This is a genomic window from Streptomyces sp. NBC_00454 (assembly GCF_041434015.1).
In the GTDB taxonomy this organism is placed as follows: Bacteria; Actinomycetota; Actinomycetes; order Streptomycetales; family Streptomycetaceae; genus Streptomyces.
Genome location: NZ_CP107907.1, coordinates 1,536,065 through 1,560,073, shown reverse-complemented (window position 1 = coordinate 1,560,073; position 24,009 = coordinate 1,536,065). Strand labels below are relative to the sequence as shown.

General features: G+C 73.1%; 24 protein-coding genes and 1 tRNA gene. 11 read left to right on the top strand and 14 right to left on the bottom strand.

Annotated elements, in window-relative coordinates; translation table 11 throughout:
* The first annotated feature begins 16 nt into the window (after nt 1-16).
* Genes OHU74_RS07280 through OHU74_RS07270 form a run of 3 tightly spaced genes read left to right on the top strand, consistent with a single transcriptional unit; the run spans nt 17 to nt 3,217 of the window.
* Entirely contained in the window at nt 17-790 is a 774-nt protein-coding gene (locus OHU74_RS07280; RefSeq protein WP_371615131.1) for an SDR family oxidoreductase, read from the top strand.
* A complete protein-coding gene (locus OHU74_RS07275) occupies nt 787-2,556 on the top strand; it encodes a class I adenylate-forming enzyme family protein (RefSeq protein WP_371615130.1) in 1,770 nt (589 codons plus the stop codon). Before OHU74_RS07280 ends, OHU74_RS07275 begins: the two co-directional genes overlap by 4 nt.
* A 52-nt stretch (nt 2,557-2,608) precedes the next feature.
* Nucleotides 2,609-3,217 carry a TetR/AcrR family transcriptional regulator gene (locus OHU74_RS07270; RefSeq protein WP_371615129.1) on the top strand — a complete coding sequence of 203 codons (609 nt, stop codon included), beginning with the start codon at nt 2,609-2,611 and terminating at the stop codon, nt 3,215-3,217.
* Between the two features lie 19 nt (nt 3,218-3,236).
* Here the strand turns inward: OHU74_RS07270 and OHU74_RS07265 are convergent, their stop codons facing one another.
* Nucleotides 3,237-4,373 (bottom strand): alkene reductase, encoded by a 1,137-nt coding sequence (locus tag OHU74_RS07265; protein ID WP_371615128.1) that lies wholly within the window; start codon nt 4,371-4,373, stop codon nt 3,237-3,239.
* A gap of 62 nt (nt 4,374-4,435) precedes the next feature.
* Here OHU74_RS07265 and OHU74_RS07260 point away from each other — a divergent pair, with 62 nt between their 5' ends.
* Nucleotides 4,436-4,831 (top strand): MerR family transcriptional regulator, encoded by a 396-nt coding sequence (locus tag OHU74_RS07260; protein ID WP_371615127.1) that lies wholly within the window; start codon nt 4,436-4,438, stop codon nt 4,829-4,831.
* Between the two features lie 28 nt (nt 4,832-4,859).
* On the opposite strand, the gene OHU74_RS07255 is transcribed toward OHU74_RS07260, so the two are convergent.
* The 8 genes from OHU74_RS07255 to OHU74_RS07220 all read right to left on the bottom strand — a co-directional run bounded on the left by OHU74_RS07255 (nt 4,860) and on the right by OHU74_RS07220 (nt 10,796).
* Nucleotides 4,860-5,495 carry an acetate uptake transporter gene (locus OHU74_RS07255; protein ID WP_371615126.1) on the bottom strand — a complete coding sequence of 212 codons (636 nt, stop codon included), beginning with the start codon at nt 5,493-5,495 and terminating at the stop codon, nt 4,860-4,862.
* Between the two features lie 83 nt (nt 5,496-5,578).
* Entirely contained in the window at nt 5,579-6,799 is a 1,221-nt protein-coding gene (locus OHU74_RS07250) for an acyl-CoA dehydrogenase family protein (protein WP_371615125.1), read from the bottom strand.
* A 9-nt stretch (nt 6,800-6,808) separates the two neighbouring features.
* The gene (locus OHU74_RS07245) at nt 6,809-7,852 is read right to left on the bottom strand and encodes a phosphotransferase family protein (protein WP_371615124.1); all 1,044 of its coding nucleotides are present in this window, start codon (nt 7,850-7,852) and stop codon (nt 6,809-6,811) included.
* A 195-nt stretch (nt 7,853-8,047) separates the two neighbouring features.
* Entirely contained in the window at nt 8,048-8,959 is a 912-nt protein-coding gene (locus tag OHU74_RS07240) for an MBL fold metallo-hydrolase (RefSeq protein WP_371615123.1), read from the bottom strand.
* A gap of 139 nt (nt 8,960-9,098) precedes the next feature.
* Nucleotides 9,099-9,401 (bottom strand): hypothetical protein, encoded by a 303-nt coding sequence (locus OHU74_RS07235; RefSeq protein WP_371615122.1) that lies wholly within the window; start codon nt 9,399-9,401, stop codon nt 9,099-9,101.
* Nucleotides 9,402-9,492: 91 nt separating this feature from the next.
* Nucleotides 9,493-9,831 (bottom strand): DUF202 domain-containing protein, encoded by a 339-nt coding sequence (locus OHU74_RS07230; protein WP_371615121.1) that lies wholly within the window; start codon nt 9,829-9,831, stop codon nt 9,493-9,495.
* A 26-nt stretch (nt 9,832-9,857) separates the two neighbouring features.
* Entirely contained in the window at nt 9,858-10,256 is a 399-nt protein-coding gene (locus OHU74_RS07225) for a YidH family protein (RefSeq protein ID WP_371615120.1), read from the bottom strand.
* Between the two features lie 18 nt (nt 10,257-10,274).
* The gene (locus tag OHU74_RS07220; RefSeq protein WP_371615119.1) at nt 10,275-10,796 is read right to left on the bottom strand and encodes an NUDIX hydrolase; all 522 of its coding nucleotides are present in this window, start codon (nt 10,794-10,796) and stop codon (nt 10,275-10,277) included.
* Nucleotides 10,797-10,878: 82 nt separating this feature from the next.
* On the opposite strand from OHU74_RS07220, the gene OHU74_RS07215 reads away from it, so the two are divergent.
* The 3 genes from OHU74_RS07215 to OHU74_RS07205 all read left to right on the top strand — a co-directional run bounded on the left by OHU74_RS07215 (nt 10,879) and on the right by OHU74_RS07205 (nt 15,585).
* Nucleotides 10,879-12,534: an FAD-binding dehydrogenase gene (locus OHU74_RS07215; protein ID WP_371615118.1), complete on the top strand. Its 1,656-nt coding sequence runs from the start codon at nt 10,879-10,881 to the stop codon at nt 12,532-12,534.
* Between the two features lie 463 nt (nt 12,535-12,997).
* Nucleotides 12,998-13,942 carry a hypothetical protein gene (locus tag OHU74_RS07210; RefSeq protein ID WP_371615117.1) on the top strand — a complete coding sequence of 315 codons (945 nt, stop codon included), beginning with the start codon at nt 12,998-13,000 and terminating at the stop codon, nt 13,940-13,942.
* A gap of 98 nt (nt 13,943-14,040) precedes the next feature.
* The gene (locus OHU74_RS07205; RefSeq protein ID WP_371615116.1) at nt 14,041-15,585 is read left to right on the top strand and encodes an APC family permease; all 1,545 of its coding nucleotides are present in this window, start codon (nt 14,041-14,043) and stop codon (nt 15,583-15,585) included.
* 76 nt (nt 15,586-15,661) lie between these two features.
* Here OHU74_RS07205 and OHU74_RS07200 read toward each other — a convergent pair whose 3' ends face one another.
* Together OHU74_RS07200 and OHU74_RS07195 are read right to left on the bottom strand one after the other, a co-directional pair.
* A complete protein-coding gene (locus OHU74_RS07200) occupies nt 15,662-16,021 on the bottom strand; it encodes a zinc ribbon domain-containing protein YjdM (protein ID WP_371615115.1) in 360 nt (119 codons plus the stop codon).
* A gap of 83 nt (nt 16,022-16,104) precedes the next feature.
* Nucleotides 16,105-16,192 (bottom strand) — tRNA-Leu (locus OHU74_RS07195).
* Nucleotides 16,193-16,367: 175 nt separating this feature from the next.
* Here OHU74_RS07195 and OHU74_RS07190 point away from each other — a divergent pair.
* The 3 genes from OHU74_RS07190 (at nt 16,368) to OHU74_RS07180 (ending at nt 19,217) form a co-directional block, all read left to right on the top strand.
* A complete protein-coding gene (locus OHU74_RS07190; RefSeq protein WP_371615114.1) occupies nt 16,368-17,693 on the top strand; it encodes a M20/M25/M40 family metallo-hydrolase in 1,326 nt (441 codons plus the stop codon).
* 187 nt (nt 17,694-17,880) lie between these two features.
* A complete protein-coding gene (gene chpH, locus OHU74_RS07185) occupies nt 17,881-18,114 on the top strand; it encodes a chaplin ChpH (protein WP_330295584.1) in 234 nt (77 codons plus the stop codon).
* Between the two features lie 173 nt (nt 18,115-18,287).
* On the top strand, nt 18,288-19,217 hold the full coding sequence (locus OHU74_RS07180; RefSeq protein ID WP_371615113.1) for a chaplin family protein: 930 nt from the start codon (nt 18,288-18,290) through the stop codon (nt 19,215-19,217).
* Nucleotides 19,218-19,296: 79 nt separating this feature from the next.
* Here OHU74_RS07180 and OHU74_RS07175 read toward each other — a convergent pair whose 3' ends face one another.
* A complete protein-coding gene (locus OHU74_RS07175) occupies nt 19,297-19,485 on the bottom strand; it encodes a DUF5703 family protein (RefSeq protein ID WP_112452273.1) in 189 nt (62 codons plus the stop codon).
* A gap of 47 nt (nt 19,486-19,532) precedes the next feature.
* Here OHU74_RS07175 and OHU74_RS07170 point away from each other — a divergent pair, with 47 nt between their 5' ends.
* Nucleotides 19,533-20,207 carry a hypothetical protein gene (locus OHU74_RS07170; protein ID WP_371615112.1) on the top strand — a complete coding sequence of 225 codons (675 nt, stop codon included), beginning with the start codon at nt 19,533-19,535 and terminating at the stop codon, nt 20,205-20,207.
* A 67-nt stretch (nt 20,208-20,274) separates the two neighbouring features.
* Here OHU74_RS07170 and OHU74_RS07165 read toward each other — a convergent pair whose 3' ends face one another.
* Together OHU74_RS07165 and OHU74_RS07160 are read right to left on the bottom strand one after the other, a co-directional pair.
* Complete coding sequence (locus tag OHU74_RS07165; protein WP_371619594.1) at nt 20,275-22,731, bottom strand: ATP-binding domain-containing protein; 2,457 nt, start codon at nt 22,729-22,731, stop codon at nt 20,275-20,277.
* Between the two features lie 233 nt (nt 22,732-22,964).
* Nucleotides 22,965-23,957: an aldo/keto reductase gene (locus OHU74_RS07160; protein WP_330295581.1), complete on the bottom strand. Its 993-nt coding sequence runs from the start codon at nt 23,955-23,957 to the stop codon at nt 22,965-22,967.
* Nucleotides 23,958-24,009 lie beyond the last annotated feature (52 nt).

The window sequence follows — 24,009 nt, the reverse complement described above, 5'->3', positions numbered from 1 at the left end:
CGGCCGGCCATGAAGGGTGATCCGCGTGAACGCGTTCCAGGACCAGCGAGTCGTCGTCACCGGAGCGGGCGGCGGCATCGGCGCCGCCCTCGCCCGCCGGTTCGCCGCCGAGGGGGCCACGGTCGTGGTCAACGACCTCGACCCGGCCAAGGCCGCCGCCGTCGCGGAGGCGATCGGCGCCCGCGCCCTCGCGGTCCCCGGCGACGCCTCCGCCGTCGTCGCCGCGGCCCGCGAAGCCCTCGGCGGCACGGTGGACGTGTACTGCGCCAACGCCGGACTCGCCTCCGGCGGCGACGCCTTCGCGGAGGAAGCCGTCTGGGAGGCGGCCTGGGACACCAACGTCATGGCCCACGTCCGCGCGGCCCGGCAACTGCTGCCCGACTGGCTGGAGCGCGGGAGCGGCCGCTTCGTGTCCACCGTCTCGGCCGCCGGGCTGCTGACCATGATCGGAGCGGCCCCGTACAGTGTCACCAAGCACGGCGCGCTCGCCTTCGCGGAATGGCTCTCGCTGACCTACCGCCACCGCGGGCTCCAGGTCCACGCCATCTGCCCGCAGGGGGTCCGGACCGACATGCTCACCGCCGCGGGATCGGCGGGCGAGCTGGTCCTCGCGCCGACCGCGATCGAGCCGGAAGCGGTCGCGGACGCACTGTTCGACGGCATGGAGAAGGGCCGGTTCTTGATCCTCCCGCACCCCGAGGTCGCGGACTTCTACGCGGCCCGCGCCACCGATCCGGAGCGCTGGCTCGGCGGTATGAACCACCTCCAGCGCAAATGGGAGGCCCGATGACCCCGGACGCCCAGAACGCCCCGGACGCCCGGGAAATCCGGGATACCGGGGACGCCCAGGAAATCCGGGACACCCCGGACACCCCGGAATCCCCGCAGACGCCCACCGCCCCGCCCTCCCGCTACGCCGCCAAGCCCTGGCTCGCCCGCCTCACCCCGGTCCAGCGGGCCCCCGCCGCGCCCCTGCCCAGCGTGCTGCACGCCTTCCGCGCGGCCGTCGCCCGCGCCCCCGGGCGCACCGCGCTCGCCTACTTCGACGGACGTCTCGACTACGCCGAGGCCGACGCGCTCTCCGACTCCCTCGCCGGCCACCTCGCCGCGCAGGGCATCGGCCGCGGGGACCGGGTCGCGGTCATGCTCCAGAACACCCCGCACTTCGTGCTCGCCGTCCTGGCCGCCTGGAAGGCCGGCGCGGTCGTGGTCCCGCTCAACCCGATGTACAAGTCCGGCGAGGTCGGCCACATCCTGCGCGATTCCGGGGCCGCCGCGCTGGTGTGCGACGCCCGCGCCTGGCCCGCGTACCTGCGCGAGGCCGCGTACGGCACCGGCGTCCGCCTCACCCTGACCGCGTCCGACCTGGACTTCCAGACCCGTGACGACGTACGGGTCCTCGCGCCGGGCCCGCGGCCGGAGCAGGCGGCTGACGCCGCCGACCTCGCCGAGGTGGCCCGGCGGGGCCACCCCGCACCGCCGGATCCGGGTCTGACCGCCGCCGACACCGCCCTCATCAGCTACACCTCCGGCACCAGCGGCACCCCCAAGGGCGCCATGAACCCGCACGGCGCCCTCACCCACAACGCCACGCGCCAGGTCACCGGGCACCCCATCCCCGAAGGCACCGGCTACTTCGCCCTCGCCCCCCTCTTCCACATCACCGGCATGGTCTGCGAGCTCGCCGCCTGCTTCACCAACGCCGGCACCCTCGTCCTCGCCCACCGCTTCGACGCCGGCGTGGTCCTCGACGCCTTCCTCGAACACCGCCCCGCCTACACCGTGGGACCCGCCACCGCCTTCATGGCGCTCGCCGCCCAACCCGGAGTCACCCCCGAGCACTTCGCCTCGTTCCGGGTGATCTCCTCCGGCGGGGCCCCGCTCCCGCCCGCCCTCGTCGAACGCCTCCGCGACACCTTCGGCTTCTACCTGCGCAACGGCTACGGCCTCACCGAGTGCACCGCCCCCTGCGCCTCCGTGCCCGCACACCTCGAAGCCCCCGTGGACCCCGCCTCCGGCACCCTCTCCGTGGGCGTGCCCGGCGCCGACACCCTCGTACGGATCCTCGACGGGAGCGGAGCCGAGGTCCCCTTCGGCGAGACCGGGGAGATCGCCGTGCGCGGTCCCCAGGTCGTCCCCGGCTACTGGGGGCTGCCCGCCGACACCGCCAAGACCTTCCCGGACGGTGAACTGCGCACCGGAGACGTCGGGTTCATGGACCCCGACGGCTGGCTCTACGTGGTCGACCGCAAGAAGGACATGATCAACGCGTCCGGTTTCAAGGTCTGGCCGCGAGAGGTGGAGGACGTGCTCTACACCCACCCCGCCGTCCGCGAGGCGGCCGTCGTCGGCATCCCCGACCCCTACCGCGGCGAGAGCGTGAAGGCCTACGTGAGCCTGCGCCCCGGGACCACGGCCGACCCGGCGGAACTGTCCGCGTACTGCGCCGCCCGCATCGCCGCGTACAAGTACCCGCGCCAAGTGGAGATCCTGCCTGTCCTTCCGAAGACGACCAGTGGCAAGATCCTGCGACGGGAACTGCGCGACCGCGGCTGAAAACAGCCGTACGCCGCAGAGCCCAGGGATTCAGGAAAGGAAGGCGAGCGCCATGGCCGCCAAGACCACGACGGAGACCGTCGGCGCACACGAGGCCCCGGTACCGCAGCGGCTGCTGGCCGTCGCGACCAGGCTGTTCGCCGAGCGCGGCTACGACCGCACCTCGGTGCAGGAGATCGTCGAGGCGGCCGGAGTCACCAAGGGCGCGCTCTACCACTACTTCGGATCCAAGGACGATCTGCTGCACGAGGTGTACGCGCGCATGCTGCGCCTCCAGCAGCAGCGGCTCGACGCGGTGGCCGAATCCGATGCCCCCGTGGAGGAGCGGCTGCGGGCCGCCGCCGCCGACGTGGTGGTGACCACCATCGAGAACCTCGACGACGCGGCGATCTTCTTCCGGTCGATGCACCAGCTGAGCCCGGAGAAGTTCAAGCAGGTGCGGGCGGAGCGCCGGCGCTACCACGAGCGGTTCCGGGCGCTGATCGAGGAGGGGCAGCGCTCCGGGGTCTTCTCCACCGCGACCCCGGCGGACCTGGTGGTGGACTACCACTTCGGGTCCGTCCACCACCTGTCGACCTGGTACCGCGAGGACGGCCCGCTCACCCCGCAGCAGCTGGCCGACCACCTCGCCGACCTGCTGCTGCGGGCGCTGCGCCCGTAGCGGGCTCACGCACCGCCGCTCACACCGACGCGCGAGCGAGTACCGGGTAGTCGTTGTACCCCTCCGCCCCCTGTACGTGCATCAGGAACTCGGGGCGGATCTCGTTGAGGGGGGCGTCCACGCGCAGCCGCTCCACGAAGTCGGGGTTGGCGACGAACCCCCGGCCCAGCGAGACCAGGTCGGCGCCCTCGGCCAGGAGCCGTTCGGCGACGCTCTTGCCGCCGTCGGCCGCGAACTGCTCCCGGGAGAGCATCTGGTTGGCGATCAGCGTGCCCGGCCAGGCCTTGCGGTGCTCCTGGAACCGGTCCCGCTCCTGGTCGGCGTAGAGGATGTGGAGATAGACCGGGTCGATCTCCGCCAGGGCCGCCAGCAAGGCCGGGTAGATCTCCTCGGTGTCGCCCTCCTCGATGCTGTTGACGGTGACTCCGGGCGAGATCCGTACGCCGACGCGCTCCCGTCCGACGGCCTCGGCGACGGCCCGGACCGCCTCGACGGTGAACCGGATCCGGTTCTCCACCGGGCCGCCCCACTCGTCGGTCCGCAGGTTGGTGCCCTTCGCCAGGAACTGGTGGGGCAGGAAGCCGTTGGCGGCGTGGACCTCCACCCCCGCGAAACCGGCCTCCACGGCATTGCGGGCCGCGGCCCGGAAGTCGGCGAGGGCGGACCGGATGTCCTGGGCCGTCATCGCGCGCGGAACGGCGGCGTCCCGCAGCCCGCCGGGGGTGTGCAGCTGCTCGGGGAGGCGTACGGCGGACGGTGCGAGCGGTACGTGGCCACTGGTGTCGGGGTGGCCCACCCGGCCGCCGTGCTCCAGCTGGAGGAACATCGCCGCGCCGCCGCCCCGGCCGTCGGCGCCCGCCCGTACCGCGTCGGTGACCCGGCGCCAGCCGGCGATCTGCTCCGCGGTGTGGATCCCGGGGATGTTCGGGTAGGCCTGCCCCACGGCGCTCGGCGCGGTGCCCTCGGCGATGATCAGACCGGCCGTCGCGCGCTGCGCGTAGTGGACGGCCATCAGCTGCCCGGGGACCCCGTCGGCGCCCACCCGGTTGCGGGTCAGGGGCGCCATCACCAGGCGGTTGGGGAGTTCGAGCCCGCCGAGGGTGGCGGAGTCGAAGAGGCGGGAAGCGGCGGGAAGGACCTGCTGAGAGTTCGTCATGCCCGTAACCTAAAACCTGACACCAATGTCAGATTCAAGTCCGGAGACGGCGGGGGCGGGGCATGAGGATCGGCGAACTGGCGGCGCGCACCGGGGTCAGCGAGCGCTCGCTGCGCTACTACGAGAAGCAGGGGCTGCTGGTCTCCGACCGGACCCCCGGCGGCCACCGCGACTACGCGGAGCGGGCGGTGGACCGGGTCATCCGGATCCAGGAGCTCTACGCGGCGGGCCTGCACAGCACGAAGATCGCGCAGATCCTGCCGTGCATGCGCGATGCGGACGGCGGGCCGAACGTACGGGCCACCCCGATGCTCGTCGCCGAGCTGAAAACGGAACGGGACCGGATCGACCGGCTGATCGCCGATCTGATCCGGTCCCGCGAGGTACTGGACGAGGTCATCGACACGGCGGCGGGTCGCACCGCCGAGCCGATGGCCGCGGCCGCCGAAAGGGCCTAGCCGACAGCGGATCCAGCCGACAGCGGCTCTAGCCGAGCGGGGCCACGTCGCGCCCCCAGGTCTCCTTGGCCACCACGGCGAAGGAGATGTACCAGGCGACGCCCGCCGTGAACAGGCCGAGGAACCCGCCGGTGTGGCCGAGCGCGATGCTCTGGGCCAGGTCGCCGAGGGCGAGGAAGAGGAAAGTCAGCGCCAGCGAGACGAACAGCACGCGGTGCGCGACGTCCAGCTTCATCGCGGCGATCGACATGTACGCGGTGAAGATGAACCAGCCCACGAGGAACCAGCCGGTCGCCACGTGCGCCTGGTCGGCGGGCAGCGTCGGGACGACGAACTTCACGTAGGCCGCGAAGGACATCCAGAACGCGCCGTACGAGACGAACGCCGTGGTCCCGAAGGTGTTGCCGCGGCGGAACTCCAGCAGGCCCGCGGCGAACTGCGCGAGGCCGCCGTAGAACAGCGCCAGCGGCAGCACGACGGCGCTGAGCGCGGCGTTCGAGATCAGGCCCGAGTTGAAGAGGCTGAGCACGAAGGTGGTGAGGGCGAACGCCGCCAGGCCGAGCGGGCCGGGATTGGCGACCTTGACCGCCGGAGCCGCGGACGCGGGTGCGGGGGCGGCGACGGCCGGGGCCGCCGGCGCCGGGGTCAGGGTGGAGCTGGGCATGACGGTGTCCACTTTCGGTTTGGGTGTATATCGAATATATCGGACCTTTCTAGTGGTCTGGACCACTTGGGGATCAGTGCAGGTCAGCGATACCGCTTGAGCTCCCGGTGCGCGAGCGAACGCTGGTGCACCTCGTCCGGGCCGTCCGCCAGGCGCAGCGTGCGCGCCGCCGCCCACAGCTCCGCCAGCGGGAAGTCCTGGCTGACCCCGCCCGCGCCGTGCAGCTGCACCGCCTGGTCGAGGATGCCCACGACCGCCCGCGGAGTCGCGATCTTGATGGCCTGGATCTCGGTGTGCGCGCCCCGGTTCCCGGCCGTGTCCATCAGCCAGGCCGTCTTCAGCACCAGCAGCCGCAGCTGCTCCACGGTGACCCGGGCGTCCGCGATCCAGTTCTGTACGACGCCTTGCGCGGCCAGCTCCTTGCCGAAGGCGGTACGTCCGATCGCGCGCCGGCACATCAGCTCGATGGCCCGCTCCGCCATCCCGATGAGCCGCATGCAGTGGTGGATCCGGCCCGGTCCGAGCCGGGCCTGGGCGATGGCGAAGCCGCCGCCCTCCTCGCCGATCAGGTTCGCCGCCGGGACGCGGGCCCCGTCGAAGACCACCTCGGCGTGACCGCCGTGGTCGTGGTCCTCGTACCCGTACACCGTCATCGCGCGCCGGACCTCGACCCCCGGGGTGTCCCGGGGGACCAGGATCATCGACTGCTGGCGGCGCGGGTCGGACCCGTCGGGGTCGGTCTTGCCCATCACGATGAAGATCTTGCAATCGGGGTTCATGGCGCCGGAGATGAACCACTTGCGGCCGGTGACCACGTACTCCTCACCGTCCGCGGAGCGCTCGATCCGCGTCTCGATGTTCGTCGCGTCCGAGGAGGCCACCTCGGGCTCGGTCATCGCGAAGGCCGACCGGATCTCCCCGGCCAGCAGCGGCTCCAGCCACTGCTTCTTCTGCGCCTCGTTCCCGAACTGGGCCAGCAGCTCCATGTTCCCGGTGTCCGGAGCCGCGCAGTTCGTCGCCATCGGCGCCAGGTGCGGGCTTCGGCCGGTGATCTCGGCGAGCGGGGCGTACTGGAGGTTGGTCAGCCCGGCGCCGTGTTCTGAGTTCGGCAAGAAGAGGTTCCAGAGCCCCTGACGGCGCGCCTCGGCCTTCAGTTCACCGAACACGGCCGGGGTGTCCCAGGGCGAGGCCAGCCGTGCGCGCTGCTCGGCGGCGACGGGTTCCGCCGGGTAGACGTACTCCTCCATGAACGCGAGCAGCCGCTCGCGGAGTTCCTCGGTCCGGGCGTCGAATGCGAAGTCCATGGGTGTTCCTCAGCCTTCCTGGAGGGTGGTCAGACCGTGCTCGATGAAGACCGGGACCAGCTCGCCGATCCGGTCGAAGCCCGCGCCCACCGTCTGCCCGAGCGTGTAGCGGTAGTGGATGCCCTCGAGGATCACCGCGAGCTTGAACCAGGCGAAGGCCGTGTACCAGGCGATCGCGCCGGTGTCCCGGCCGGAGCGGGCGGCGTACCGCTCGATCAGCTCGGTCGGCGCCGGATGGCCCGGAGCGCCGCTGGTCGTGCTGACCGGGGAGTCGGTCAGCCCCAGGTCCGAGCTGTACATCACCAGCAGCCCGAGGTCGGTCAGCGGATCGCCGAGCGTGGACATCTCCCAGTCCAGCACCGCCCGGATCGTGTCGTCCGGACCGCCGATGAGCACGTTGTCCAGCCGGAAGTCCCCGTGCACGACGGTCGGGGCGGGGGAGTCGGGCAGGGCGCGGCCGAGCGCGCCGTGCAGTTCGTCGATCCCGGCCAGCTCCCGCCCGCGGGAGGCCGCGAGCTGCTTGCCCCAGCGGCGCAGCTGCCGGTCCAGGAAGCCCTCGGGGCGGCCGAAGTCGCCCAGCCCCACCGCCTCAGGGTCCACCGCGTGCAGGTCGACCAGGGTGTCCACGAGGCCCAGTACCGCCCGCCGGGTCCGTTCGGGGCCGAGCGCGGCCAGCTGGCCGGCCGTCCGGAACGGCACCCCGTCCACGAACTCCATGACGTAGAACGGCGCGCCCAGCACGGCCTCGTCCTCGCACAGCAGCAGCGGCTCCGGCACCGGCACCGCCGTGCCGTGCAGCGCCTCGATGACCCGGTGCTCGCGCCGCATGTCGTGCGCGGTGGCCAGCACGTGCCCCAGCGGCGGCCGGCGCACCACCCAGCGGGAGGTCCCGTCGCCGACCTCGTAGGTCAGGTTCGAGCGGCCGCCCTCGATCAGTCGGCCGGTCAGCGGCCCGGCCACGAGCCCCGGCCGCACCCGGTCGAGATGACCGCGCAGCTGCTCCAGATCGAGGCCTCGCGGGTGGGACGGGGAAGGTCCCGGGGCTGAGGTCATGGTGCGCACCTCCGTACGGAGTTGACGAAGACGGAACGAACGCGACCCATCATGCCGACCAGTCGGTATGCCGTCCAGTGGGTGGACCGGGGAACACCCCCACCGGTCGCCGGAAAAAGCGGGCCCCCGGAGTCCGGGCCCCCGGCGTTCGGGCCCCCGGCGTTCGGGCCCGCCGGCGTCCGGGCCCGCCCCACATCAGGCGTGGCAGAGGATCGGCGTCCCGCCGTTCATCACCGTCATGTCCCGCAGCACCGTCAGGATGTCCAGCGCCGCCCCCTCGGGCTCACCGGCCAGCTCCGCGTACGCCCGGTGCAGGTTCGCCACCAGCCGCTCGCTCTCCCGCCAGGCCGCGAACTCGCCCAGATCGGCCTGCCGGGCCACCTCCAGCGGGCTCTGCCCCTTCGCGCGGCCCTCCAGGGCCAGCTCGGCCACGTACCGCAGATAGCGCCCGGTGGCCTCGTAGGCACCGGGATCCGTCAGCGGCCCGTGCCCCGGTACGACCGTCTCCGCGCCGAGCGAGCGCAGCAGCTCCAGGGCCCGCAGCGACCCGGCCAGGGAACCCATGGCCAGGAACGGAGTGCCCTGCGCGAAGACCAGGTCCCCGGTGAACACGATCCGCTGCCGGGGCAGCCACACGACCGAGTCGCCGGTGGTGTGCGCGACCCCGGGGTGGATCACCTGGACCTCGGTCTCGCCTACGTGCAGCGTCATGCGGTCGCTGTACGTCAGGTCGGGGGCGGTGATGTCTATCGCGCCGAAGTCGGTCGCCGGCCAGATCATCTCCAGCTGGTGCCCGGCGGCGAGCTGCTCGGACCGCGCGTTGTCGTGCCCCAGGATCAGCGCTTCGGGGGCGAACACGCCGTTGCCGTAGGTGTGGTCGCCGTGGTGGTGGGTGTTGACCACCGTGCGGGGGAGCGGTGCGCCGGCGGCCTCCACCGCGGCGCGCAGCGCCAGCGCCCGCCGCTCCGTGGCGGCCGTGTCGACCAGCAGGGTCCGGCCGCCGCCGGTCACGAAGCCCGCGTTGTTCAGGCACCAGCCGCCGTCGGGCTGCACGTAGGCGTACACCCCGTCCGCCGGCTGGACGAGGTACGGCTCTTCTACGGGCATCTGCGCTCTCCCCGGGTCGCTGTGACGGGCTGTCGGCATCCTGCCAGTCGCGGCGGCACGGGGGGAGGGCGGGGGCTCGGCCTGTGGACAAGGGACCCCCGGCGGCCCGCCGGGGGTCCCCGGGGGCCGTCAGAGGCCGTCAGTGATCGTCGTAGTGTCCGTCGTGCACGGCGTGCCGGTGTCCGTCGTGCAGGTAGTCGACGTGGTCGCCGTGCGGGACGGAAGCGTGCCCGCAGTCCGAGCCGTGCGCGTGCTCGTGCCCGCCGTGCTCGGTGTGCTTGGCCGGTTCGCATTCGTCCCAGTGGCCGGAGTGCTCGCGGTGCAGATGGCCGTCGTGCGCGTAGTCGACGTGGTCGCCGTGCTCGACCTCCGTGTGGCCGCAGTCGGGGCCGTGCGCGTGGGAGTGCTCGTGCGTGGGGTGCTCTCGGTGCATGGTCGTCATGGCGCCGACGCTAGTGCCGGGCGACCCGGTTCGCCCGTTGTGTCCGCTGCGCGCCGGAGTGGCGCGAAAGGCTGACCATCGGTCCTTCGGCTCAGATGATGACCGCCATCGCGAACACGGCGAGCGCCACCGTGCACGCCGTCGCCGCGAGCGCCGCATTCGGGCTCAGCCCGGCCGGCCGGGCCGCCGCCAGCTCCCGCATCCGCCGGTGCGCCACCCCCAGAAAGGCCAGCATGACCAGTGCGATCACCGCCACCCCGGCGAGCTCCACCGGGGAGCCGTTCTTGTGCAGGGCCTGGCGCAGCGCCAGTACGGCCGCCACCGCGCACGAGAGCGTCGTACGCCGCCACGCGAGCCGGGTCCGCTCCGGCTGCAGCCCCGCGTCCCGGCCGCCGGGTCCGTCGCCGCCCGCGGCGTCGTTGCCGCTCACGGCCCCGCCGCTCCCCGCTCCGCCGCTCACCGACCCGTGGTCCAGCCCAGCAGCACGACCACGACCATCGCCACCGCGACCAGCCCGACCCCCAGGCTCAGCACCACCGGGAACCGGGACAGTGGCAGGTCCTCGCCGCGCCGCATCGCCCGCTCGCACCGCACCCAGTGGTTCACCGCCCGCAGCGCGCAGGCCCCGCCCACCGCGAGCAGCGCGAAGGCCATGCCGACGCGGACCCCCCACCGCAGGTCGGGCAGGAACTGGTCCACGGCGAAACCGCCGCCGACCAGGGCCAGGGCGGTCCGGATCCAGGCCAGGAAGGTCCGCTCGTTGGCCAGCGAGAAGCGGTAGTCGGGGGTCTCGCCCTCTTCCTTCACCCGCTCCGGTGCGAACCAGAGCCGTACGTCCCTGCCAAAGTCGATCACCTGCCCCAATCTACTGGCCTACCGGCCATCCGCACGGAACTCCCGCAGCCGCCGGTACGCCGCCAGGCCGTCCGCCACCCAGGGCCACGAGCCGTCCTCGACCCGCCGCGCGACCTCCTCCTCCGGGAGCCACGTGTGCCAGGCCACCTCCGAGGCCTGCGGCCGGACCGGCAGCTCGCAGCGGACCTCGTGCACGTAGGACCACCAGGCCCCGCCCGGACCCTCGTACAGGAACTTGAACAGCGGCTCCGGCTGCGCCAGCCCCGAAACCCCCAGCTCCTCCTCCGCCTCCCGCAGGGCGGCCCCGGCGTAGCTCTCGCCGGCCCCGACCACGCCGCCCACGAACATGTCGTAGTGCGAGGGGAAGACCAGCTTCGAGGCCGTCCGGCGGTGCACGAACACCCGCCCCCGCTCGTCCCTGGCCAGCACGAACACGCACCGGTGGATCAGTCCGGCCGCGTACACCTCGCCGCGCCGGGCCTGCCCCGTCACCCGGTCCTCCCGGTCCACCACGTCCAGTACCTCGTCGGCCGCGCCCATACCTTCGTCCCCTCGCTCCTGTTGACTGGTTACCGCTCCGTAGCAAAGGATCGCCCCACCACCGACGGAGGACGGGTTCCACATGACGTACGACGCAGACGTGATCGTGATCGGGGCCGGGCTCGCGGGCCTCGTGGCCACTGCCGAGCTCGTCGACGCCGGCCGCAAGGTCATCCTGCTCGACCAGGAGCCGGAACAGTCCATCGGCGGCCAGGCGCACTGGTCCTTCGGTGGCCTGTTCTTCGTCGACTCGCCCGAGCAGCGCCGCATGCGGATCAAGGACACCCGCGAGCTGGCCCTCCAGGACTGGGCCGGCACCGCCGGCTTCGACCGCGAGGAGGACGCCTGGCCGCGCCGCTGGGCCGAGGCCTACGTGGACTTCGCGGCCGGCGAGAAGCGCCCCTGGCTGCACGCCCAGGGGGTCCGCTTCTTCCCCGTCGTCGGCTGGGCGGAGCGCGGCGGCTACGACGCGAACGGCCACGGCAACTCCGTCCCCCGCTTCCACATCACCTGGGGCACCGGCCCCGGCCTGGTGGCCCCCTTCGAACGCCGGGTCCGCGCCGGGGTGGCCCGGGGCCTGGTCCAGCTGAAGTTCCGTCACCGGGTCACCGGGCTCGCGCGCACCGGCGGCACCCTCGACACCGTGACGGGCGAGATCCTGGCCCCGTCCGACGCCGTACGGGGCACCGCGAGCGGACGCGAGAGCGCCGGGGAGTTCTCCCTGCGCGCCCAGGCCGTGATCGTGACCAGCGGCGGCATCGGCGGCAACCACGACCTCGTGCGCAAGCAGTGGCCGGCGCGGCTCGGCACCCCGCCCGAGCGGATGCTCTCCGGGGTCCCGGCGCACGTGGACGGCCTGATGCTGGGCATCGCGGAGGAGGCGGGCGCCAGCCACATCAACAAGGACCGGATGTGGCACTACACCGAGGGCATCGAGAACTGGAACCCGATCTGGGCCAAGCACGGCATCCGCATCCTGCCCGGCCCGTCCTCGCTCTGGCTGGACGCCACCGGCAAGCGGCTGCCCGTACCGCTCTTCCCGGGCTTCGACACCCTCGGCACGCTCGACCACATCATGAAGACCGGCCACGACCACACCTGGTTCGTCCTCAACCAGCGCATCATCGGCAAGGAGTTCGGGCTCTCGGGCTCCGAGCAGAATCCCGACCTGACGGGCAAGTCGGTCCGCGGGGTCATCGACCGCGCACGCCAGGCCGTACCCGGCCCGGTGAAGGCCTTCATGGACAACGGCGCCGACTTCGTCGTCGAGAAGGACCTCGCCGCCCTGGTGCGCGGCATGAACGCGGTGACGAAGGAAGGGCTGCTCGACGAGGAGACGGTCCGCCGGGAGATCGTCGCCCGGGACCGGGAGATCGCCAACCCCTTCACCAAGGACCTCCAGGTCACGGCGATCCACGGAGCCCGCAAGTACCTCGGCGACAAGCTGATCCGCACCGCCGCCCCGCACCGGATCCTGGACCCGGCGGCGGGCCCGCTGATCGCCGTCCGACTCTCGATCCTGACCCGCAAATCGCTGGGCGGACTGGAGACCGACCTCTCCTCCCGGGTCCTGACGGAGACGGGCGAACCCCTGCCGGGCCTCTACGCGGCGGGCGAGGCCGCGGGCTTCGGCGGCGGCGGCGTCCACGGCTACCGGGCCCTGGAGGGCACCTTCCTCGGGGGCTGCATCTTCTCGGGCCGCGCAGCCGGCCGCGCCGCGGGCCGGGCGGTGGGTTGAGGGGTGGGCTGAGGGGTCCCCGGCCGGGGTCGGGGCGGCCGGGTGACCGGGCGGTGGCGCAGCTCCCCGTGGGACGCGCACCATTCGGCCACTGACGCGCGACCCCCGCCCCGCGCGGGGGCGAGCGCGCGGTCCACGTCCCGAGACGCGGCGCTCCCGCGTCCGTCACCTCCAGTACAGCCGGCCGACATCGGGCGGCGTCCGCGCCCGCCCGCCACCCACCCGTCATTGCCAGGTCACGGGCCGCCGCGGGCCCACCCCGAGAGCCCGGCCGCGCACCGCCCGGGCCGTCGCGACCCGGCCGCGAAGAGGCGTAACTCAGTCAACTCCGCAACTTTTCGGACCAGTTGAAACGCGCCAGCCAGTGGACTGGACCTTGACGCGGAGCTGTGCGTACCGCTTTGCTGTGCGTGATCATTCGGCAACGCCGCCCAACCGCCCGCGCCTTGGAGGGAAACCGCGGATGTCTCCGCCTCCGCCGCCCCTCGGCCGCGCCCGCAAGCGGGACGCCCAGCTCTTCGATCCGGCGCTCTGCGACTCCGAACTCGTCGACGTACGCACCCAGTTCACCCAGGGCCGCTGGGCCAGGGCGCGCTCCCTCCTGGTGGCCACCGGCGACGACTGGGACCGCCGCGGCCACCGCCTCGTCGTCCTCGCCGAGACCCCGGCCGCCACCGCCTGGGCAGGCGAATGGCTCCTCGCCGAACCGGAGAGCGCCGACGCCGTCACCCTCCTCGCCTGCGCGGCCGTCTTCACCGCCCTGCGCCGCAAGGGCACCCCCGAGGCTGCCGAGGAAGCCTGCCACCGGGCCGCCGCCCTCTTCCCCGCCGACCCCACCCCCTGGCTCGGCCTGCTGCTCCTGAGCCGGGCCTTCGGCACCGAAGAGGAGTTCAGCCGCCACTTCGACCAGGTGCGGGCCCGCCACCGCGAACACCACCACGCCCACCACCTGATGGTCTCCCTGCTGGCCGAGCGCAACCCCGGCTCCGGCCACGACCCGCTCCACGAGGTCTACGACTTCGCCGCCTGGGCCGCCGAGGAATCCCCGGCCGACTCCCCGCTCGCCGTCCTCCCGGTCATCGCCCACGCCGAGCGCTACCGGGTCCTCGCCGCCGTCCACGGCCACACCCCCGACGGGATCGCCGCACACTGGTCCGGCCGCCGCGCCCGACAAGTGCTGCGCTCCGCCTTCGACTGGTGGCTGGAGTGGGAGCGCGAGGACCACCCCCGCAACCGCGTGGACCTCAACTTCCTGGCCCACGCCAAACTCTGCGAGGGCCGCCCTGCCGAAGCCGCGGCCCTCTTCCACCGCATCGGCAGCCACGCCACCCGCGCCCCGTGGTCCTACCCCGACCTCGACCCGCACAAGGCCTTCCTCGCCGCCCGCAGCGCCGCGCTGGGCACCTGAACCTCCGCCCGGGCCGCCCGCGGCTGCAGTCCCGCTCGTTCCGCTCCTCCCGCTCGTCCCCGCCCCGCAAGACTTCCCCGCCGAAAGGACCACCCGCCATGCCGACGGGCAGATCCACCACGCTCACCGACCCGGCCGAGATCAGCACGTACAAGGGCCAGGACCGCGCCCTGCGCGCCGACCGCCTCGGCACCGCGGGCCTGCTGCTCTCCGTACTCGCCGCGAGCGCCCCCCTGATGGTGGTCGCGGGTGTCATGCCCACCACCTTCGGGGTCATGGGCATCGTCGGACAGCCCCTGCTGTTCGTCATCCTCGGCGTCGTCCTCGCGCTCTTCAGCATCGGCTACGCCGAGATGAGCCGGCACGTCCACAACGCCGGCGCCTTCTACGCCTACATCGCGCGCGGGCTCGGCCCCACCGCCGGCGCCGGCGCCTCGCTCGTCGCCCTCGTCGCGTACAGCGCCATGCAGGTCGGCGTCTACGGCATCCTCGGCTTCGAGGTCTCCAGCCTCTTCGCCACCTACCTCGACATCACGCTCGCCTGGTGGATACCGGCCCTGGCCGCCGTCGCCCTCACCGGCGCCCTCGGCTGGCTCAAGATCGACCTCAACGCCAAGGTGCTGGGCGTCCTCCTGCTCATCGAGGTCGTCCTCGTCGTCATCTTCGACGTCGCCGCCCTCGGCAAGCCCGGCCCCGACGGCCTCTCGCTGCACGCCTTCGACCCCGCGACCCTCAGCGGCGCCGGCCTCGGCACCGCCCTGTGCTTCTGCATCGCCGCCTTCGTGGGCTTCGAGCAGTCCCCGGTCTACGCCGAGGAGACCAGCAAGCCGCACATCGTGGTCTCCCGGGTGATGTTCCTCGCCGTCGGCTTCGTCGCCCTCTTCTTCGCGCTCAGCGCCTGGGCCCTCACCGTCGCCACCGGCCCCGGCGAGGTGGTCAAGGCCTCCGCCGAAGCCGGCCCCGGCCTGCTCTTCCAGCTCACCGAGAGCCGCCTGGGCACCGCCTTCACCGACGCCCTGCACGTCCTGTTCGTGACCGGCATGTTCGCGGCGATGCTCAGCTTCCACAACGTCGTCGCCCGCTACGCCTTCGCGATGGGCCGCGAGGGCCTGCTGCCGGCCTCCTTCGGCCGCACCAATGCCGGTACCGGCGCCCCCGCCACCGGCTCGCTCCTGCAGACCGTGATCTCCGTGGTCGTCGTCCTCGCCTTCGCGTTCACCGACGACCTGCCGGCCGGCGACCCCACCACGCCCGTCCTGCACCTGTTCACCTGGATGGGCAGCGTCGGCGCCCTCGGCGTGACCCTGCTGATGGCCGCGGCCTCCTTCGCCGTCATCGCCTTCTTCGTCCGCCGGGGCACCGCGGGTGCCCAGGTCTGGCGGCTCGTCGCGGCGGGCCTGGCCGGCATCGCGCTGCTCGCCATCGCCGTCTACACCGTCAGGGACTTCGGCGTCCTGGTCGCCGCCGAAGAGGGCTCCGCGTTGAGCTGGGTGCTGCCCGGCATCATCGGCGCCGCGGCCGCGGCGGGCCTGGCGTACGGCCTGTTCCTGCGCTCCTCGCGCCCCGAGGTGCACGCCCGCATCGGCCTGGGCAACGAGGCCTTCCGCCTCGACCAGGCGGCCGAGGCCATCCCGGGCGACTGACCGAGCCCGACCGGCACGGGAAACGAGGAGAGGGGCCCCGCCACAGCGGGGCCCCTCTCCTCACATCCGCCTGCGGTCAGGCCTTCTTGACCACGCTGGACTTGAGCTGCATCGCGCCGAAGCCGTCGATCCTGCAGTCGATGTCGTGTCCGTCGACCCCGTCGATGAGCCGGATGTTACGGACCTTCGTGCCGGCCTTGATCCCCGAGGGGCTGCCCTTGACCTTGAGCGCCTTGGCCACGGTCACGGTGTCCCCGTCGCTGAGCACATTGCCCACGGAGTCCTTCACGACCCGCTCCCCGGAGCCCGTCGCGGCCTGCGCGTCCTCTTCGGCGGGCACCCACTCGTGACCGCACTCGGGGCACACCACGAGCGCGTTCATCTCGTAGGTGTACTCGCAGGAACATTTGGGGCAAGGAGGAAGATTCTCATTCACTTCCCCAGAATATCCCCACCGGGCCTTCGCCCGCCCCGTGCCCCACAAACGCAGAAAACCCCACGTGAAGTGGGGTTTCGCGTTGGTGTCCGAGGGGGGACTTGAACCCCCACGCCCGATAAAGGGCACTAGCACCTCAAGCTAGCGCGTCTGCCATTCCGCCACCCGGACAAGGTGTCTGTCTCGCGTCCCTCGCGGGCCGTTCCGACGTGGAAAACATTACCAAACATTCCGGGGTCCTCGATCACACCCCCCGACGGCCGGGTCCGGCCTTGGGCACAGCGGCCCGGAGCGGGAGGATGGGAGGCAGTTCGGTACCGATCAGTGGTCAGTGGGAGGAAGCAGCGTGAGCGAGTCGAGCGCGGGCAGGACCGTATCCGGCGAGGACGAGGTCGTCGACCTCTGCCGGGACCTCATCCGGATCGACACCAGCAACTACGGGGACCACTCCGGCCCCGGCGAGCGCAAGGCGGCCGAGTGGGTCGCCGAGCAGCTCGCCGAGGTCGGGCTGGAGCCGCAGATCTTCGAATCGCACAAGGGGCGCGCCTCGACCGTGGCGCGCATCGAGGGCGAGGACCCCTCGCGTCCGGCGCTGCTGATCCACGGGCACACCGACGTGGTCCCCGCCAACGCGGCCGACTGGACCTACGACCCCTTCGCCGGCGAGATCGCCGACGGCTGCGTGTGGGGCCGCGGCGCGGTCGACATGAAGGACATGGACGCGATGACGCTGGCCGTCGTGCGCGACCGCATGCGCAGCGGCCGCAAGCCCCCGCGCGACATCGTGCTGGCCTTCCTCGCCGACGAGGAGGCGGGCGGCACCTACGGCGCCCGGCACCTCGTCGACAAGCACCCGGGGCTCTTCGAGGGGGTCACCGAGGCGATCGGCGAGGTCGGCGGCTTCTCCTTCACCGTGAACGAGAACCTGCGGCTGTACCTGGTGGAGACCGCCCAGAAGGGCATGCACTGGATGCGGCTCACCGTCGAGGGCACCGCCGGCCACGGGTCGATGACCAACAACGACAACGCCATCACCGAGCTGTGCGAGGCCGTGGGGCGCCTGGGCCGCCACACCTGGCCGGTACGGGTCACCAAGACCGTGCGCCACTTCCTGGACGAGCTCTCGGACGCGCTGGGCACCCCGCTCGACCCGGACGACATGGAGGCCACGCTCGCCAAGCTCGGCGGCATCGCCAAGATGGTCGGCGCGACCCTGCGCAACTCGGCCGCCCCGACCATGCTCGGCGCCGGCTACAAGGTCAACGTCATCCCGGGGCAGGCCACCGCCCACGTGGACGGCCGCTTCCTGCCGGGCTACGAGGAGGAGTTCTTCGCCGACCTCGACCGGATCCTGGGCCCGCGCGTGAAGCGGGAGGACGTCCACGGGGACAAGGCCCTGGAGACCTCCTTCGACGGCAGGCTCGTGGACGCCATGCAGACCGCCCTCAAGGCGCACGACCCGATCGCGCGCGCGGTCCCGTACATGCTCTCCGGCGGTACGGACGCCAAGTCCTTCGACGACCTCGGCATCCGCTGCTTCGGCTTCGCGCCGCTGCAGCTGCCGCCGGAGCTGGACTTCGCCGGGATGTTCCACGGGGTGGACGAGCGGGTGCCGGTGGAGGGCCTCAAGTTCGGCGTGCGCGTGCTCGACCGGTTCATCGACGAGTCCTGACGGTTCCTGACGGGATCCCTGGGGATCGGGAGGAACCGGGAGGTACTTAACGCCTGGGAATCGGGAAGGTGTGCGGATTCCACTGAGAAGAGTGAATGCGCTCATACGCTCGTAGCCCTGGTGATCCCTCCTCGTTACAGGTGGTGCGGTCCGCGGCTGGGACCGCGCTTGCCTACTAGGAGGAACAATGTTCAAGAAGGTTGCCGCCGCTGCGGCTGTCACCGGTGGTCTGGTTCTCGCGGGTGCGGGCCTGGCTGTCGCCGACGCGGGTGCCCAGGGTGCGGCCATCGGCTCCCCCGGTGTCCTGTCCGGCAACGTCGTCCAGGTTCCGATCCACGTTCCCGTGAACGTCTGCGGCAACACGGTCTCCGTGATCGGTCTGCTGAACCCGGCTTTCGGCAACACCTGCGTCAACGCCTGAAGTTTCTGAAGTTCTTGGCCCCGGAGCGCATTCCAGCGCTCCGGGGCCGCCGGGCTTTACGGCCCGACATCGATCTTCCGGCGCACCAGGCGGGGGAGCCTGTGCGGCCAGTGCGCCGGCCGAGCGTGCGCGCGCGTGCGCGTGCACCACGCACACCAGGGGACGAAGTACAGATGCGACGACAGGTACAGGTCACCGGCAAGAAGACCTTGATCACCATGGCGGCCGCGGGGGGTCTGCTCGCGATCGGCGGGGGATACGCACACGCGGACTCCGCGGCCTCCGGCCACACCGCGCACTCACCGGGCCTGCTGTCCGGGAACACCGTTCAGGCACCCGTGGACGCACCGGTGAACGCCTGCGGGAACACGGTGACGGTGGTGGGGGCCCTGAACCCGGCCTTCGGCAACCGCTGCGCGAACGTTCCGGGCCGACCGGGCCACCCGCAGCACCCGGACCACCCCGAGCACCCGGGCAACCCGGACGAGCCGTGCGACGAGGACGACCACCCGGGGCACCCGGGCGACCACGGGAACCCGGGCACACCGGGTGACCACGGCACGCCGGGTGACCACGGGAATCCGGGTACCCCGGGTGACCACGGCACCCCCGGCGACCACGGGAACCCGGGTACCCCGGGTGACCACGGCACGCCGGGTGACCACGGCAATCCGGGTACCCCGGGTGACCACGGCACCCCCGGCGACCACGGGAACCCGGGTACCCCGGGCGATCACGGCACGCCGGGTGACCACGGCAATCCGGGCGGGCCGGGCGATCACGGCACCCCGGGCGACCACGGGAACCCCGGCGGCCCCGGTACACCGGGCAATCCGGGCGGGAACCCGGGGAACCCCGGTACTCCCGGCACCGGGCAGCCGGGAACGCCCACCGGCCCGGGCACAGGCACGGGCGTCGGCGCCGGATCGGTGACCCCGGTCACGTACCCCGCCCAGGGAACCGGCCCTGGTACGGGTTCAACCCCGGCCGGGGGACTGGCCGAGACCGGCGCCGGTGACGTCCTCACCGCCGGAGTGCCCCTGGCCGCGGGCATGCTGCTGGCGGGCGCCGTGCTCTACCGCCGGGCGCGCAAGGCCGCCTGACGGCTGTTCACCCGGAATCCCTCCGCATCGCGGGTGCCCGCCGGCCACGGCCGGGAGGCACCCGCGACGCGGATCCGGGTCACCAGGTCGCGCGGACCTGGCGGATGATCCGGCGGCGCAGTCGGACACGGCGACTGCCGTCCCGGAGCAGCGTCAGCCGGTCGAGCTCCCAATGCCCGTACTCGGCATGATCGGTCAACAGGCGGGTCGTTTCCTGGCGTGGAACCCCTCGGGGCACGTACAGGTCGACAAATTCGTATTCCGGCATCGCATCTATTGTGCGTGCGGAGCCCTGCTACGGATAGCGTCTGCACTATGTCTGATGCCGCTCTGCCCACTGTTGCCGAGGTACGCGCCGCCGCCGAGGCGGTCAAGGCCGCGCTCGACCGTCACCTCGCCGCGGTCGAGAGCAGGACCGGGGACGATGACCCGGACGTCTACACGGCGTTCAACGAACTCGCCGCCGCCGCCGAGGAGTACGACGAACTCCTCTACGACCGCTACGACGAGGTCACCCCCTTCGAGATCCCCACTCCCGAGGACGGGCTCCCGTACACCGGGCCCGCCGAGCCCGCCGCCTTCAGCGTGCTCATCCGCCGCGACTACGCCGTGGTCGAACCAGCCCGCCTGATCGCCCAGGCCGAGCGGGTCGTCGCGCACGACCGCGAAGCCGAACTCGACCAGGACGGCGGTACCGCCGACGCGATCGGGGTCCTCTTCGGCGAGTACGAGCCGGACGAGATCGCCTCCCGTGCCAAGGACTTCGGTCTGGAGGAGGGGGACTCCACGCTCTGGATCGCCGCCTCGGAGGAGCTCACGGAACCGGGGGAGTGGCTGAGCGCGCCCTTCACGCACATCGATCCGCAGGACGTGATGCACCGCTTCGACGTCAGCTCGGTCTTCGACGAGGAGCAGGACGGCGAGTACGTAGACGAGGACGCCGAGGACGCCGAGGACGAGGCGGCCCAGCCGGGCCTCACCCCGGCCTGACCGGACCCCGCGCACGGCGAACGCCGCGGCCCCCGTCCCACCCGGGACGGGGGCCGCGGCGCGTCTCCTACTCGGGCTGCGCCTGCGCCGCCGCGGCGAGCGCCCGGAGCAGGCCCGTCAGCCGGGTCGTACGGGGCTTCGGGGGCACCTCCGCGACGGCGCGGGGCAGAGCCTGGTCCACCCCGTGCACCACCGACAGGTGGCGCCCGGCGCGCCCGAACGCCGTGTACACCCACTCCCGGGACAGGGCCTGCGCCGCGTCCCCGGGCAGGACGACGACCACGGCCGGCCAGCGCGAACCCACGGCCTGGTGCGCCGTCACGGCCCAGCCGTGCCGCACCTGGGACTCCACCCGCTCCTTCGGTACGAGGATCCGCGCGCCCGCGGCGGCCTCCAGATGCAGCCCCTGCGCGTCGGCCGACACCACCCGGGCCGGCAGCGCCCGCCCGGCGGACGGCACGTGGACCACGCGGTCCCCCGGGTCGAAGCCGCCGAACCGGCCGGGACCGGGGTTCAGCCGCTCCTTGAGGGCGGCGTTGAGCGCCCGGGTACCCGCCGAGCCGCCGTGGCCCGGGGTGATGACCTGGACGGCGTCCGCCGGGATCCCGAAGGCGCGGGGCACCGACTCGGAGACCAGCTGCACGGTGCGGTGCACGGCCTCCCCGGCGTCGCGCACCGGAACGATGACGACCTCCTTGCCGGGGGCGTCCACCTGGTTCAGCTCCCCGATCCCGACCCCCGAGACCAGCTCGCCGATCGGGCCGGGATCCGGGACGCGGGACACCAGCTGGGGGAAGGCGCGGGCCGCGAGCACATCGGCGAAGACCCGGCCGGGGCCGGCGCTGCCGAGCACCCCGGGATCGCCGGACAGCACCAGGCGGGCGCCGTCGGGCACGGACTCCACCAGCGCGGCCGCCGTCTCCACGTCCAGCTGCGGGACGTCGAGGACGATGAGCAGGTCCAGCGCGAACTGCCCGTCCGCATCCCGGCCGGGGCCCTCGGCGCCGGCCAGCAGACCGGCCACGGTGACCGCGCCCCCGGCACCCTGTGCGCCTTCGGCGGCCGGGGCGTGCGCGGCCAGCCAGGCCCGCAGGCCGGCCTCCCGGGCGGCCGCGAGCAGGGCGAAGGGCTCGGCGCGGGCGGCCTCGCCGCCGGTGTGGGTGACCAGGCCGTGCGCGGCGACCGCCCGGATCAACTCGGCGCCGGGGCCGTTGCCGCCGGCGGCCTTGTCCCAGTCGGCGGGGTCCGTGAAGGTGTTGGCGATCCGGGCCAGGCCCTCGGCGAGGCTCTCCTCGGCCATGGCGGAGCCTTCCAGGCCCACGAGGATCCGTACGGGCTGCTCCTCGTCCTCGGCTACGGGCGGGCCCACCGGCTCCTCGAAGCTGAGGACGGCTCCGTCCCCGACGGCCGCCTCCAGCGCCTCTGCCGGGTCGGGCACGCCGTACTGGGCGAGGGCGGACTCCAGGGTGGGGGCGTCCAGCACCGTGTGTCCCTTGGCGGCGGCCTGGCCGAGCAGCCAGCCCACCAGGGCGGCGGCCCGCCGCTCGTCCCCGGGGCCGGTTTCTTCGGGGCCGAGGAGGGCGCGGGCGAACCCGTCGGCCTGGGTCGGGCGGACCCCGGCGACGGCGAGGAGCCGCCAGGGGGATTCGGCGAGCTGCCCGGCCGCGTCGGCGCCGAGCGCGAGGGCCGCCTGCGGGGCCAGGGACTCGGGGGCCCCGCCACGGGCTAGGAGGGTGCGGAGCGCCTGGACGGCGTCGGGGTCGGGGGAGGGCTCCCGCGAGGGTGTCGGCGTGGGGGCGGGTGCGCGCTCCGGCGTGGGCGCGGGGGCCTCCGGCTGTGCCGCCTGTGCCTGCGGCTGTGCGTGTGCCTGCGGCTGTGCCGGTGCGGGGCGGTGGAGCGGGGCGGGGGGACGGACGCCGCTCTCCATGGCCCGTACGGCGGCCAGGAGATCGGCGGCCGTCCCGCTGAGCTTCGCCCCGGCTTCGATGGGGGCCTCGCGCTCGGCCTTGCGCCGGGCGATGCGCTCCCGCTCGATCTTCTGCGCGGCCAGTTCCGCCGCCGCTTCGCTCAGCGCGGGCTTGGCCTCGGTGGCGGACCCGGTCCCGGACTCGGCGTCGGCCTGCGCCGGGTCGGCTCCGTCCGCCGTGCCTTCGACGGGCCCGTCGGGGTCGGTGGGCCCTGCGGGGCTTTCCCCTACCCGCCCTTCCACCGTTCCCTGGGGCTCCGCCCCAGACCCGTCTCCGCTCCCGGCTTCGCCGGACGAACCGGCATCCGCCCCGTCCCCGCTCCCGGCTCCGCCGGGGTCCGGCTCGGGGGCGGTCGCCCCGGCGGTCGCGGCGGGCTCGGCGTCGTCCGACTCCCCGTCCCTGCTCCCGGCTTCGCCGGAAGGCGTCGGCTCAGGGGCGCTGTCACCGGCTTCGCCGGACGCGGCGGTGGGCGCCCCTGCGGCGGGAACCTCCTCGGCTTCGCCGGACCCGGTGGCGGTGTCACCGGCCTCGGTGCCGTCGGCTTCGCCGGACCCCAGGGCCTCGTCACCACCGGCCTCGGCGCCATCGGCCTCGCCGGACCCGCCGGCCTCGGAGCTATCGGCTTCGCCGGACCCGGTGGCGGTGTCACCGGCCTCGGAGCTGGCGGCTTCGCCCGGCTCCGGGGCCTCGGTGTCACCGGCCTCGGCGGCAACGGCCTCCGCGGCAGCGGTGTCGGCGGGGCCGGCCTCGGGGCCGGGGGTGGCCGGGGTTTCCGCGGCTGCGGTCTCGCTCACAAGGTGCTCCAGTCCTGATCGGGATAGCGGTGGACAGGCGCCGAGACGTCGTCCAGGGCTCGGCGGATCTCCTCCGGAAGACTAAGCGTCTCCACCGACAGGGCCGCCCCGAGCTGCGCCGATGTCCGCGCTCCGACGATGGGGGCGGCCACCCCCGGACGGTCCCGGACCCATGCCAGGGCCACCTGCAGCGGGGTCACCGCCAGTCCGTGGGCGGCCGTGGCCACCGCGTCCACGATGCGGCTCGCCGCGTCGTCCAGGTACGGGTCCACGAAGGCCGCCAGGGTTTCCGAGGCGCCCCGGGAGTCGGCCGGGGTGCCGCCCCGGTACTTGCCCGTCAGGACGCCCCGGCCCAAGGGGGACGAGGGGAGGAGGGATACGCCCAGGTCAAGGGCGGCCGGGACGACCTCGCGCTCCACGCCCCGCTGGAGCAGGGAGTACTCCATCTGGGTCGATGCCAGCCGGGTCCGTACCCCCTGGGCGGCGATCTGCCAGGTCGCCGCCTTCGCCAGCTGCCAGCCGCTGAAGTTGGACACCCCGGCGTACCGCGCCCGGCCGCTGCTGACCGCCAGGTCCAGCGCCTGGAGGGTCTCCTCCAGCGGGGTCCCGGGGTCGAAGGCGTGGACCTGCCAGAGGTCGACGTAGTCCGTGTTCAGCCTGGCCAGGGACTCGTCCAGGGCGGCCAGGAGGTGGCCGCGGGAGCAGTCGAAGGGGCGGTCCCGGTCCGCGACCCCGCCCGCCTTCGTGGCGATCACCAGATCCCGCCGCGGCACGACGGAACCGATCAACTGCCCGAGGAGGTACTCCGCCTCCCCGCCCCCGTACACGTCGGCCGTGTCGACGAGGGTGCCGCCCGCGTTCCAGAACGTCTTCAACTGCGCGGCGGCTTCCGCCTCGTCCGGTCCGTCCGCCGACCGGCCCCAGGTCAGTGTGCCGAGACCGATCCGGGAGACGCGCAGTCCGGTGCGGCCGAGATGCCTCTGCTCCATGAGGGCTGAGACTACTGCGGCACTGACGCGGGGCACCCGGGCGCGCTACAGT